At 50.7% G+C, this 12826-nt stretch carries 12 protein-coding genes and 1 pseudogene; 6 read left to right on the top strand and 7 right to left on the bottom strand.

The genetic code is table 11. From position 1 onward, the window contains the following. The first annotated feature begins 61 nt into the window (after positions 1-61). Complete coding sequence (locus tag K0335_RS08710) at positions 62-514, top strand: YhcH/YjgK/YiaL family protein (protein ID WP_000635213.1); 453 nt, start codon at positions 62-64, stop codon at positions 512-514. Between the two features lie 44 nt (positions 515-558). On the opposite strand, the gene argF is transcribed toward K0335_RS08710, so the two are convergent. Next, complete coding sequence (gene argF / locus K0335_RS08705; protein WP_000094241.1) at positions 559-1563, bottom strand: ornithine carbamoyltransferase; 1005 nt, start codon at positions 1561-1563, stop codon at positions 559-561. Positions 1564-1725: 162 nt separating this feature from the next. Between argF and rraB the strand changes: the two genes are divergently transcribed. After that, positions 1726-2142 (top strand): ribonuclease E inhibitor RraB, encoded by a 417-nt coding sequence (gene rraB / locus K0335_RS08700; RefSeq protein WP_104919910.1) that lies wholly within the window; start codon positions 1726-1728, stop codon positions 2140-2142. 46 nt (positions 2143-2188) lie between these two features. On the opposite strand, the gene K0335_RS08695 is transcribed toward rraB, so the two are convergent. Beyond that, entirely contained in the window at positions 2189-2692 is a 504-nt protein-coding gene (locus tag K0335_RS08695; protein ID WP_000096223.1) for a GNAT family N-acetyltransferase, read from the bottom strand. Positions 2693-2864: 172 nt separating this feature from the next. On the opposite strand from K0335_RS08695, the pseudogene K0335_RS08690 reads away from it, so the two are divergent. After that, positions 2865-4040 (top strand): annotated as a pseudogene (locus K0335_RS08690) (YjgN family protein). Positions 4041-4098: 58 nt separating this feature from the next. Here the strand turns inward: K0335_RS08690 and valS are convergent. The 3 genes from valS to pepA all read right to left on the bottom strand — a co-directional run bounded on the left by valS (position 4099) and on the right by pepA (position 9042). After that, positions 4099-6954, bottom strand: coding sequence for a valine--tRNA ligase (gene valS, locus K0335_RS08685; RefSeq protein ID WP_046082035.1), 2856 nt, complete (start codon positions 6952-6954; stop codon positions 4099-4101). Continuing rightward, the gene (gene holC, locus K0335_RS08680; protein ID WP_000786399.1) at positions 6954-7397 is read right to left on the bottom strand and encodes a DNA polymerase III subunit chi; all 444 of its coding nucleotides are present in this window, start codon (positions 7395-7397) and stop codon (positions 6954-6956) included. The genes valS and holC overlap by 1 nt, the downstream gene beginning before the upstream one ends. A 133-nt stretch (positions 7398-7530) precedes the next feature. Further along, a complete protein-coding gene (pepA, locus tag K0335_RS08675) occupies positions 7531-9042 on the bottom strand; it encodes a leucyl aminopeptidase (RefSeq protein WP_046076408.1) in 1512 nt (503 codons plus the stop codon). 153 nt (positions 9043-9195) lie between these two features. Here pepA and K0335_RS08670 point away from each other — a divergent pair, with 153 nt between their 5' ends. The 3 genes from K0335_RS08670 (at position 9196) to lptG (ending at position 11491) form a co-directional block, all read left to right on the top strand. Then, on the top strand, positions 9196-9246 hold the full coding sequence (locus K0335_RS08670) for a hypothetical protein (RefSeq protein ID WP_212734113.1): 51 nt from the start codon (positions 9196-9198) through the stop codon (positions 9244-9246). Positions 9247-9308: 62 nt separating this feature from the next. Continuing rightward, positions 9309-10409, top strand: a complete 1101-nt coding sequence (gene lptF / locus K0335_RS08665) for an LPS export ABC transporter permease LptF (RefSeq protein ID WP_000584139.1) — start codon at positions 9309-9311, stop codon at positions 10407-10409. Further along, positions 10409-11491, top strand: a complete 1083-nt coding sequence (lptG, locus tag K0335_RS08660) for an LPS export ABC transporter permease LptG (RefSeq protein ID WP_002431714.1) — start codon at positions 10409-10411, stop codon at positions 11489-11491. The genes lptF and lptG overlap by 1 nt, the downstream gene beginning before the upstream one ends. Positions 11492-11634: 143 nt before the next feature. On the opposite strand, the gene dolP is transcribed toward lptG, so the two are convergent. Together dolP and diaA are read right to left on the bottom strand one after the other, a co-directional pair. Next, positions 11635-12210: a division/outer membrane stress-associated lipid-binding lipoprotein gene (dolP, locus tag K0335_RS08655; protein ID WP_000646051.1), complete on the bottom strand. Its 576-nt coding sequence runs from the start codon at positions 12208-12210 to the stop codon at positions 11635-11637. A 9-nt stretch (positions 12211-12219) separates the two neighbouring features. Next, entirely contained in the window at positions 12220-12810 is a 591-nt protein-coding gene (gene diaA, locus K0335_RS08650) for a DnaA initiator-associating protein DiaA (RefSeq protein WP_001158034.1), read from the bottom strand. Positions 12811-12826 lie beyond the last annotated feature (16 nt).

Genomic DNA, 12826 nt, shown 5'->3' with positions numbered 1-12826 from the left:
GAGGTGGCTTTTTTTCGTATAAGGAAAGAAGTGAAACACTGTTTTAATAAAGGAAGATATTATGATTGTTGGCAACATCCATCACTTACAATCCTGGCTGCCGGAAGAACTTCGCGAAGCAATTGAGTACATCAAATCACATGTCAGCGATGAGACAGCAAAAGGTAAGCACGCTATTGACGGCGACCGTCTGTTTTATCTGATTTCTGAGGATACGACTGAACCAGGTGAACTGCGTCGTGCTGAGTATCATGCTCGTTATCTCGATATCCAGATTGTGTTGAAAGGTCAGGAAGGGATGACATTTAGCACGCAACCAGCAGGCGCACCAGAGACTGACTGGCTGGCAGATAAAGATATTGCTTTTATCGCGCAGGGAATCGATGAAAAAACAGTGATTCTTAATGAAGGGGATTTTGTCGTTTTCTATCCTGGCGAAGTTCACAAACCGCTTTGTGCGGTGGGAGCTCCCGCTCAGGTACGGAAAGCAGTAGTTAAGCTATTAAAAGCGTAAGTGATCACTGCCGGGGGCGACCAATGCCGCCGCCCGGCAAAATGTTATTTTGCTAAAGTAGCGACCATAATAGCTTTTATGGTGTGCATCCGGTTTTCTGCCTGGTCAAAGACAATACTTGCCGGAGATTCAAAGACTTCATCGGTGACTTCCATTCCACCATACAGACCAAATTCTGCGGCCATTTTTTTACCCAGCGTGGTTTGATCATCATGAAATGCAGGCAGACAGTGGAGGAACTTAACCTGCGAATTACCGGTCAGGGCCATCATTTTGCTATTCACCTGGTAGTCACGCAGCAGGGCAATACGCTCCGCCCATTTCTCTTTGGGCTCACCCATAGATACCCAGACATCGGTATAGATAAAGTCTGCGCCTTTAACCCCAGAGGCGATATCTTCCGTCAAGGTGATTTTACCCCCGTGTTTTTGTGCCAAAGCACTGCATTCGGCGACCAGCGATGCTTCCGGCCAGCAGGCTTTTGGCGCGACTAAACGCAGATCCAGCCCGGTCAACGCCGCAGCTTCCAGCATTGAGTTCCCCATGTTGTTACGAGCATCTCCGGCGTATACCAGCGTCATTTCATTGAACGCTTTACCTGGCAGATGTTCCTGCATCGTGAGGAGATCTGCCAGCAGCTGTGTCGGGTGAAACTCATCCGTCAGGCCATTCCACACAGGTACTCCCGCATATTCAGCCAGTGTTTCGACAATTTCCTGACCGTAGCCGCGATACTGAATCCCATCGTACATCCGACCAAGAACACGAGCCGTATCTTTAATCGATTCTTTATGCCCGATCTGGCTACCGCTTGAACCGAGATAAGTGACACGTGCCCCTTGATCATATGCGGCAACTTCGAAAGAGCATCGTGTACGAGTCGAGTCTTTTTCGAAGATGAGCGCGATATTTTTACCCGTTAATTTGGCTTCTTCAGTGCCGTTTTTCTTCGCGGATTTTAGTGTTGCGGCAAGTTGCAGCAGGGTAGTGAGTTCTGAAGAGGTAAAATCGAGTAACTTCAAAAAATGCTTCTGATAAAAACTGGACATACTTCCCTCCCATGGCATACGCCTTTGATGAATTAAAATTCAATCTATATGAATGATTATTCATTTGCAAGCTTGATAAATAAAACTTTGTGACAAAGGTGGAGGCATTGTCAGGGGTGTGTGACAATAAGAGTATCGGCAGGACATTAAGAGGAAAGAGCCATGGCAAACCTGGAACTACTGGAAGAGCAGCGTGAAGAGACGCGTCTGATTATTGAAGAATTACTGGAAGATGGCAGCGATCCAGATGCGCTGTACACCATTGAGCACCATCTTTCCGCAGACGACCTTGAAACGCTGGAGAAAGCAGCGGTAGAGGCGTTTAAACTCGGATACGAAGTCACCGATCCGGAAGAACTGGAAGTAGAAGATGGTGATGTGGTGATTTGCTGCGACATCCTCAGCGAATGCGCCCTGAATGCCGACCTGATTGATGCTCAGGTGGAACAACTGATGACGCTGGCGGAGAAATTCGACGTCGAGTACGACGGTTGGGGCACCTACTTTGAAGATCCAAATGGTGAAGATGGCGACGATGAAGAGTACATCGACGATGACGATGACGGTGTTCGCCACTAATTAATGGATTGAAATGCCCGATAGCTCACACTGTCGGGCATTTTTTTTAGAGATCACGTAGCATCCGTACTTCACAGTCGACATGTCCCGTGCAGCCAAGTGCGTAGTCGATATGTTGAAAGCCTAAATGCTCATACAGAGCAATTGCTTCTGTCAGAAAAGCCGTTGTCTCCAGGTAACAGCGTTTGAAGCCCATCTCCCGCGCGTGATCCATCGCCATTAAAGCAAGTTTTTTTGCCAGACCTTTGCCGCGAATAGCAGAAAGAAAATACATCTTTTGTAATTCGCAAATATCCGAGTCACTACTTGTTAATGGTGCAATCCCGCCACCGCCGACTACTTCGCCATTGTAATCCACCACCCAGTAAGCATGGCCTGGCTGGCTGTAAACCTGATATAGCTCATCGAGATTAGGATCTGCCACGGTATAGCCTTTGTCCGCTGTCAGACCATATTCTGCAGATACCTGGCGGATAACGTGGGCGATGGCTGCGTTATCCTCAGCGGATATCCGTCGCAGGTTAATGGATTGCACAACTTTTGAACTCATGATAATTCTCAATATAAAATGCTAAACCATAATATTGATTAATATCACTCTTTTTTCCCTATCGCAATTGATTTAATTGGATTGTGATAATCGCTATTTCTGGGGTATTGTGTTCGGGCAAGGAATTGTTTTTTTATTCAGATTGTCAATTAATTTAAAGGATACAAATATAATGAGTGATGTTATTCATCACAAGGATAAATTACGCCATCCATTTACCTTTCATGGCGAGGGCGCTAGTTATTTTATTATTTGCCTGGTGAATTTATTCTTGTCAGTTATTACGTTGGGGATTTACGCACCATGGGCAATGGTTCGTTGTCGCCGTTATATTTATGAAAATACAGAGTTGCATGGGGTCAGGTTTAATTATCACGCAACGGGTGGTGCGTTAATTATTAGCTGAATGTTAATGACGTTGTTATATTTATTGGTGGCATTTATCGCGAGTGTTTCTTCTGAAATTGTCTCAGTGGTAATATTCATCATGTTATTAATGGTAATCCCATTTTTTATTGTAAAAAGTCTGCAATATCAAGCCATAATGACGTCACTGAATAATGTTCGATTTGCATTCCGTGGTTCCATGGGTGAGGGGTGGCGAGTAATTGCTGGATTGCCAATAGTGTTAATCATTGCACAATTTATAGTGTTGATGATTTTCGCATTTTTACCAGCAAATTCACTTGAGGGATTGATTTTCAAATTAGGTACAATAATTGTCCTTTCAATGTTTATGGGGGCGGTTATGAATGGCGTCCTGTACTCCCGTTGGATGCAGTTTATCGGAAATAATGCCAGCTTTGGTATTCATCGTTTCAATAGCGAAGCGAACAGAATGTTTTGTGTGAAGGCATTTTTGATCGCGATATGCATCATGATTCCATTCGCTGCGGTGATGTTTTATATCATGTCCTCCTCAATGTTTGGTCTTATCTTTAGCCGTTCTTTATCGAGCGGAATCTCGTCTGATGCTGTGATGGGTATTCTGACAGGGTATTTTGTTTATCTGCTGGGGGCTTTGGTTGCTGCAGCTTATATCTGGATGTCCATGCGTAACCATTTCATGAATACACTTAGCCTGGCTGATGGGAAAATTCGCTTCCAGTCGACAATCAGTTTTCATGCCATGGTGTTGCAGTTCATGGCAGTATTTTTCGTATCGTTGATAACCCTGGGGCTGGCTTATCCATGGATGAAAATGCGTTATCTGCGCTTTATGGCGAATAACTCGTTCGTGATTGGCGATCTTGATGAGATTACCCTGGCTGATCATGATGATCAGGTTGATACCGGTGCTTTTGCTGTTATCGCACGCGGTGCTTTACCTGTCACTCCATTTATCTAAGTGCGTAAAAAAGCCGAAGCGTGTGCTTCGGCTTTTGTCTTTCTGACTGGCTGAGAAATTACAGCGCAGCGATCACAGCCTGCTGTTCAATCAGTTTCGCTTTCGCTTCCGCATAACCTTCAAGCTTCTCACGCTCTTTCGCGATGACCGCTTCTGGTGCGCGCGCTACAAAGCCTTCGTTCGCCAGTTTGTTCTCGATGCGGCTAATTTCGCCTTCGATCTTCGCCACTTCTTTTGCCAGACGCGCCAGCTCATCTTCTTTGTTAATGAGGCCTGCCATCGGGATCAGCAGTTCTGCACCATCGACGATCTTAGTAACAGAAACCGGACCTTTGTCATCGGCAGGCAGCACGGTGATGCTTTCCAGACGCGCCAGCGTTTGCAGGAAGCCACGGTTTTCATTTACGCGACGTTCTGCATCCGCGCTGCAACCACGCAGCAGCAGCTCCAGCGGTTTACCCGGTGCGATGTTCATTTCTGCACGGATGTTACGTACCGCAACGATCGCCTGCTTCAGCCACTCGGTGTCAGCCAGCGCCGCTTCATCAACCTGAGACGCATCGTACTGCGGGAACGGCTGCAGCATGATGGTGTCAGCAGTGATACCGCAAAGTACTTTCACACGCTGCCAGATGGTTTCGGTGATGAACGGAATGATCGGATGCGCCAGGCGCAGCAGACCTTCCAGCACGGTTACCAGCGTATGGCGAGTACCGCGCAGTTCGGCTTCGGTGCCACCGTTCATTACCGGCTTGGTCAGCTCCAGATACCAGTCACAGAACTGGTTCCAGGTGAACTCATACAGAATGCCTGCGGCGATATCGAAGCGGAAGCTGTCCAGCGCTTCGCGGTACGCTTTGATGGTCTGGTTGAACTCCGCCAGAATCCAGCGGTCCGCCAGCGACAGCGTCATTTCGCCGCCGTTGAAGCCACAATCCTGACCTTCTGTGTTCATCAGCACAAAGCGGCTGGCGTTCCACAGCTTGTTACAGAAGTTACGGTAACCTTCCAGACGCTTCATATCCCAGTTGATGTCACGACCGGTAGAGGCCAGCGCCGCCAGAGTGAAGCGCAGCGCGTCAGTACCGTGCGGCTCAATGCCGTTCGGGAACTGCTTCTCGGTGCGCTTACGGATTTTATCCGCCAGCTGCGGCTGCATCATATTGCCGGTACGTTTTTCCAGCAGTTCTGGCAGTGAAATACCGTCAACCATATCCAGCGGGTCAATAACGTTACCCTTGGATTTAGACATCTTCTGGCCTTCGTCATCACGAATCAGGCCGGTCATGTAAACGGTGTGGAACGGCACCTGAGGTTTGCCATTTTCATCTTTGATGAAGTGCATGGTCATCATGATCATGCGGGCAATCCAGAAGAAGATGATGTCGAAGCCGGATACCATCACGCTGGTTGGGTGGAACTGGCGCAGTGCGTCGGTGTTTTCCGGCCAGCCGAGCGTGGAGAAGGTCCACAGCGCGGAGGAGAACCAGGTGTCGAGAACGTCTTCGTCCTGACGCAGGGCAACATCAGCACCGAGGTTATTTTCTTTACGCACTTCGTCTTCGTTGCGGCCAACATAAACGTTACCCGCGTCGTCATACCATGCCGGGATACGGTGACCCCACCACAGCTGACGAGAGATACACCAGTCCTGAATATCGCGCATCCAGGAGAAGTACATGTTTTCGTACTGCTTCGGTACGAACTGAATGTCGCCGTTCTCAACCGCTTCAACCGCCGGTTTCGCCAGTACGTCGGCACGTACGTACCACTGGTCGGTCAGCATCGGTTCGATAACCACGCCGCCACGGTCGCCGTAAGGAACGGTCAGGTCGTGCGGTTTAATTTCTTCCAGCAGGCCGAGTGCGTCAACCGCGGCAACGACCGCTTTACGCGCAGCAAAACGCTCCAGTTTCTGGAACTCTGCTGGGATCTCGCTGGAATAAACGTCAGATTCGTTACCTTTGGTATCGAACACCTGGGCGCTTTCACGGATATCGCCGTCAAAGGTCAGGATGTTGATCATCGGCAGGGCGTGACGTTTACCGACTTCATAGTCGTTAAAGTCGTGCGCTGGGGTGATCTTCACGCAGCCGGTGCCTTTTTCCATGTCGGCGTGTTCGTCGCCAACGATTGGAATACGACGGTTAACCAGCGGCAGAATGACATATTTGCCAATCAGATCTTTGTAACGCGGATCTTCCGGGTTAACGGCCACGCCGGTATCGCCCAGCAGGGTTTCCGGACGGGTAGTCGCAACCACCAGATAATCTTTACCGTCTGCGGTTTTCGCGCCATCAGCCAGCGGATAGCGGATGTGCCACATCGAACCTTTCGATTCGCGGTTTTCCACTTCCAGGTCGGAGATAGCGGTGCGCAGTTTCGGGTCCCAGTTTACCAGGCGTTTGCCACGGTAAATCAGGTCTTCTTTATACAGACGAACGAAAACTTCTTTCACCGCATTGGACAGGCCTTCGTCCATCGTGAAGCGTTCACGCTCCCAGTCGACGGAGTTACCGAGACGACGCATCTGACGGGTAATGGTGCCGCCGGATTCCGCTTTCCATTCCCAGATTTTGTCGATGAAAGCTTCGCGGCCGTAGTCGTGACGGGTTTTACCTTCTTCTGCGGCAATCTTGCGCTCAACGACCATCTGGGTAGCGATCCCGGCGTGGTCAGTACCGACCTGCCACAGGGTGTTTTTGCCCTGCATGCGCTGATAGCGGATCATGGTATCCATGATGGTTTGCTGGAAGGCGTGACCCATATGCAAACTGCCGGTGACGTTCGGCGGCGGGATCATGATGCAGAAACTTTCCTGGCTTTCATCGCCATTAGGCTTAAAGTAGCCCTGCTTTTCCCAGTGCTCGTAAAGCGGCTGTTCGATATCTTGTGGGTTGTATGTCTTTTCCATTATTTCCAGGTTGCCGTATTCAGGTTGAAACCAGCCACGCGGTAGGCTTTATAGCGTTCGCGCGCCAGTTGTTTCAGAGAATCTTCATAAGGAACGAAGTCTACCACTTCTGTGAAAGCGGTGGCAAAATCTGCAAAGCTTGTTCGCAGACTAATCAATATATCGCGCGGGCTGCTGCTACGCTTTTGCGGCCAGGCGATCTCCACCGGCGCACCGCCGCGCGGTCCTTCTCCCGCTAAATTATGCGGAACAAAGCTTTCTGCCGGACGCGCCCACAGGGCTTCATCCAGCCGGTAAGCCTGCTTTTCATCTTCACAGGCGATGAGCACGCGCTTACCGCTGCGCCAACGTTCTGCGGCAATTTCACACACCAGCTGCTCAACGGCGCTTAAGCCATCGACGGTTGTGTCATTGTCCAGAAGGTAGAACGTTGCGTTTTTCATATATGGGGCTTCTTGTGGTGGATTTAAATATTGCTGCATTCCTCACCCTGAAAGATGAGCAATGAATTTCTATTGCACTCGATCGGTTCCCTCTCCCTTAGGGAGAGGGTTAGGGTGAGGGTAAAACGCAAACCTACTCTTCGCCGTTATACCCGGCGCGGTTGAGCAGGAACTGTGCCAGCAACGCCACCGGGCGACCGGTTGCGCCTTTCGCCTTACCAGAACGCCAGGCGGTACCGGCGATATCCAGGTGTGCCCAGTTGTACTTACGGGTAAAGCGCGACAGGAAGCAACCTGCGGTAATCGCTCCACCAGGACGACCGCCAATGTTCGCCATATCGGCAAAATTGGACTCCAGTTGTTCCTGATACTCGTCACCCAGCGGTAAACGCCATGCGCGGTCACCGGATTGTTCAGACGCGGCAATCAGCTCATGGGCCAGTGGGTTATGGTTCGCCATCAGACCGGTAATGTGATGGCCTAGCGCGATCACGCAGGCACCAGTCAACGTCGCCACGTCAATAACCGCTTCCGGCTCAAAACGCTCAACGTAAGTTAACACGTCGCACAGTACCAGACGGCCTTCGGCGTCGGTGTTCAGCACTTCAACGGTTTGACCGGACATGGTGGTTAACACATCGCCCGGACGATAGGCACGTCCGCCAGGCATGTTTTCGCAGCCTGCCAGCACGCCGATAACGTTAATCGGCAGTTGCAGCTCTGCGACCATACGCATCACGCCGTAAACCGCCGCCGCACCGCACATATCGTACTTCATCTCATCCATGCCTTCTGAAGGCTTGATGGAGATACCGCCGGAGTCGAAGGTCAAACCTTTACCCACCAGCACGATTGGGCGTGCATCTTCCGACGCGTTGCCTTTGTACTCAATCACCGACATCAGCGATTCGTTTTGCGAACCCTGACCAACCGCCAGATAGGAATGCATCCCCAGCTCTTTCATCTGCTGTTCGCCGATAACGCGGGTAATGACATTCTTGCTGTAGCTGTCAGCCAACTGGCGCGCCTGAGAGGCGAGGTAAGCGGCATTACAAATATTCGGCGGCATATTGCCGAGATCTTTCGCTGCTTTAATCCCGGCGGCAATCGCCAGACCGTGCTGGATCGCGCGCTCGCCGCTGGTCAGTTCACGGCGGGTCGGCACGTTGAAGACCATCTTACGCAGCGGACGACGCGGCTCGCTCTTGTTCGTTTTCAGCTGATCGAAACTGTAGAGCGTCTCTTTTGCCGTCTCGACAGCCTGACGCACTTTCCAGTAGTTGTTGCGGCCTTTAACGTGCAGTTCGGTCAGGAAACAGACCGCTTCCATTGAGCCAGTATCATTCAGCGTGTTAATGGTTTTCTGAATGACTTGTTTGTACTGGCGCTCATCGAGTTCACGTTCTTTACCGCAACCGATGAGGAGAATTCGCTCGGAAAGTACATTTGGAACATGGTGCAGCAACAGTGTCTGCCCCGGTTTTCCTTCCAGTTCGCCCCGACGTAGCAGGGCGCTGATGTACCCATCGCTGATTTTATCGAGCTGTTCTGCAATCGGAGAAAGGCGACGTGGTTCGAAGACGCCCACGACGATGCAGGCACTCCGCTGTTTCTCCGGGCTACCGCTTTTTACACTAAACTCCATGCACTACGCTCCTGAATCTTAAAGACAACAGCAGTGGCTACGGATAGAATTGCAAGCTTTCGTAACTCATATCCGCTGTTGCGGTGACTTCGTGTTAATCTTAACGTTATTACGGTACTGGCACGTCAGAATAAATTCTGCGAGCGCAATCCGCTGAGTATAAATATCTTAGCGATGATTTCGACGACTCAAGAGAATAAATGACGTTTAAGCCATGAAACAAGCTAAATTCGTACAAAAGACGGGTTTTTACGGGCGTATTAAAAGTGATAATCATAAGATATCTGGTGCGGGAGACGCTCAAAAGCCAGCTGGCGATACTCTTCATCTTGCTTTTGATCTTCTTTTGTCAAAAGTTAGTGAGGATCCTCGGCGCGGCGGTTGATGGCGACATTCCGGCAAATCTGGTGCTTTCCCTGCTGGGATTAGGCGTGCCCGAAATGGCGCAGCTCATTTTGCCTCTCAGTCTGTTCCTTGGGCTGCTGATGACGCTGGGCAAACTTTATACCGAAAGTGAAATAACGGTAATGCATGCCTGTGGACTGAGCAAAGGCGTGCTGGTTAAAGCTGCAATGATCCTGGCGTTATTTACTGGCATCGTTGCGGCAATCAACGTGATGTGGGCTGGCCCATGGTCGTCCCGACATCAGGATGAAGTTCTCGCAGAAGCCAAAGCCAATCCCGGAATGGCAGCTCTGGCGCAAGGGCAATTCCAACAGGCGACGAACGGCAGTGCTGTTTTGTTTATTGAAAGCGTTGACGGTAGCGATTTCAAAGATGTTTTTCTGGCGCAGATTCGCCCGAAAGGCAACGCGCGCCCTTCTGTAGTCGTAGCGGATTCCGGACATTTAACTCAACTACGTGACGGCTCTCAGGTCGTTACCCTCAATCAGGGTACGCGCTTCGAAGGTACGGCATTACTGCGCGATTTCCGCATTACCGACTTCCAGGATTACCAGGCGATTATTGGTCACCAGGCAGTGGCGTTAGATCCAAACGATACTGATCAAATGGACATGACCACGCTGTGGAACACGGACAGTGATCGTGCCCGCGCGGAACTGAACTGGCGGCTTACGTTGATATTCACCGTGTTTATGATGGCGTTGATGGTTGTGCCGCTGAGTGTGGTAAACCCGCGTCAGGGGCGTGTGTTATCAATGTTGCCAGCGATGCTGTTGTATCTGCTGTTCTTCCTGATCCAAACTTCGCTGAAATCTAATGGCGGCAAGGGCAAGCTGGATCCGACGCTATGGATGTGGACCGTTAACCTGATTTATCTGGCCCTGGCGATTGCTCTTAACCTTTGGGATACGGTGCCAGTACGCCGTCTGCGTGCCAGTTTTACGCGTAAAGGAGCGGTGTGATGCAACCTTTTGGTGTACTTGACCGCTATATCGGTAAAACCATTTTCACCACCATCATGATGACGCTGTTCATGCTGGTGTCGCTGTCGGGCATTATCAAGTTTGTTGATCAGCTGAAAAAGGCCGGGCAGGGGAGCTACGATGCGTTAGGCGCAGGAATGTATACCCTGCTTAGCGTGCCGAAAGATATCCAGATCTTCTTCCCGATGGCGGCCCTGCTGGGCGCATTGTTGGGGCTGGGGATGCTGGCGCAGCGCAGCGAGCTGGTGGTGATGCAGGCTTCTGGCTTCACCCGTATGCAAGTCGCGTTGTCGGTAATGAAAACCGCGATACCGCTGGTATTACTGACTATGGCGATTGGTGAATGGGTCGCACCGCAAGGTGAGCAGATGGCACGTAACTACCGTGCGCAGGCGATGTACGGCGGATCGCTGCTGTCTACTCAGGAAGGTCTTTGGGCGAAAGACGGCAAAAACTTTGTCTATATCGAACGTGTTAAAGGTGAAAAAGAGTTAGGCGGTATTAGCATTTATGCCTTTAACGATCAGCGTCGCCTGCAATCTATTCGTTATGCCGCTTCTGCGACGTTTGATCCTGACAACAAAGTCTGGCGTCTGTCGCAGGTTGATGAATCTGACCTGACCAATCCAAAACAGATCACCGGCTCACAGACCGTGAGCGGTACCTGGAAAACCAACCTCACGCCGGACAAACTGGGCGTGGTGGCGCTGGACCCGGATGCACTCTCCATCAGTGGTTTGCACAACTACGTGAAGTATCTGAAGTCGAGCGGTCAGGACGCCGGACGTTATCAGCTCAATATGTGGAGCAAAATCTTCCAGCCGCTTTCTGTGGCGGTGATGATGCTGATGGCATTGTCGTTTATCTTCGGCCCACTGCGTAGTGTACCGATGGGCGTGCGCGTGGTCACCGGTATCAGCTTCGGTTTTGTCTTCTATGTACTGGACCAGATCTTCGGTCCATTGACGCTGGTTTATGGCATCCCGCCGATTATCGGCGCGTTGCTGCCAAGCGCCAGCTTCTTCTTAATCAGCTTGTGGTTGTTGATGCGTAGAGCGTAACCGGACCAATAAATAAAGGGAGCGAAAGCTCCCTTTTGGATCGTTGATAAAGTGCGCTTTGTTTATGTCTGATGCGGTGTGAACGCCTTATGTTTACCCTTGCACAGGTCTGATAAGACGCGGCAAGCGTCGCATCAGGCAAGCTATTTAATAAACGTAAACGCCGTGGTTACCCGCTTCACGCCGCTCACCCGGCTGGCAATATCTGCCGCCGCTTTCGCTTCACGTTCAGTCACCAGCCCCATCAGGAACACTTCACCGTTTTCGGTGGTCACTTTCACGTTGGACGATTTCACCAGATCGCTGGTTAAGAGCTGCGAACGCACTTTGGTGGTGATCCACGTATCGTTAGACGCTTCGCCCAGACCAATCGGCTGGCCCTGACGAATCTCGTTATACACTTCGTTGGCACCGTCTACGCCCATCGCAATTTGTTTAGCGCGAGCCGAAAGTTCAGAGTTTGGTGACTGCCCTACCAACAGCACTTTGCCCTGATATGCCGTGACATTAATACGGGTTTCTTTCTTAATCTGTTCGTCTTTCGACAATGCACTGTTTACGCGCACTTCCAGGGTCCCATCGTCCACCTGGGTGCCGACACTGCGTGGGTCAGTTGCGGCTTTGGTACCCACAGCAGCGGTACCCACTACGGCAGCGGCAACACAACCTTGCAACAGCAGCGCGGAAAGAAGGACTGCGATTGGCGATAATGCCTTCATGTATTCTCCTTAATCATCCTGGTGAGGGAAAAGCGTGTTATCGATCAGATCGCACAGGCAATTTACCGTCAGCATATGCATTTCCTGAATGCGAGCACTACGATGCGAAGGAATGCGGATTTCCACGTCCTGTGGCCCTAACAAACCTGCAAGTTCGCCGCCGTCATAACCGGTCAATGCCACAATGGTCATATCACGCGTAACGGCGGCTTCAACTGCTTTAACAATATCGCGGCTGTTGCCACGGGTGGAAATGGCTAATAACACATCTCCCGCATGACCCAGCGCCCGCACTTGTTTTGCATACACTTCATCATGCAAACGATCGTTGGCAATCGCCGTTAAGACAACATTATCAGTATTTAGTGCAATGGCAGGTAAGCTGGGCCGCTCCGTTTCGAAACGGTTGATCATGCTGGCAGCAAAATGCTGTGCATTGGCAGCGGAAGTTCCATTACCACAACAGAGGATTTTGTTGCCATTGAGCAGAGACTGAACCAGCGTCATGGCTGCACGGGAGATGGCATCCGGAAGCGCCTCTGCCGCCGCAATTTGAGTTTGAATGCTTTCAGTGAAGCAAGCTTTAATTCTTTCTTGCACGCTAATCCTTAAACCT

Origin of the sequence: Escherichia sp. GZ89 (genome assembly GCF_019366485.1) — a bacterium.
In the GTDB taxonomy this organism is placed as follows: domain Bacteria; phylum Pseudomonadota; class Gammaproteobacteria; order Enterobacterales; family Enterobacteriaceae; genus Escherichia; species Escherichia fergusonii.
The sequence above is the reverse complement of the archived record's forward strand: the minus strand, read 5'-3'. Positions and strand labels throughout refer to the sequence as shown.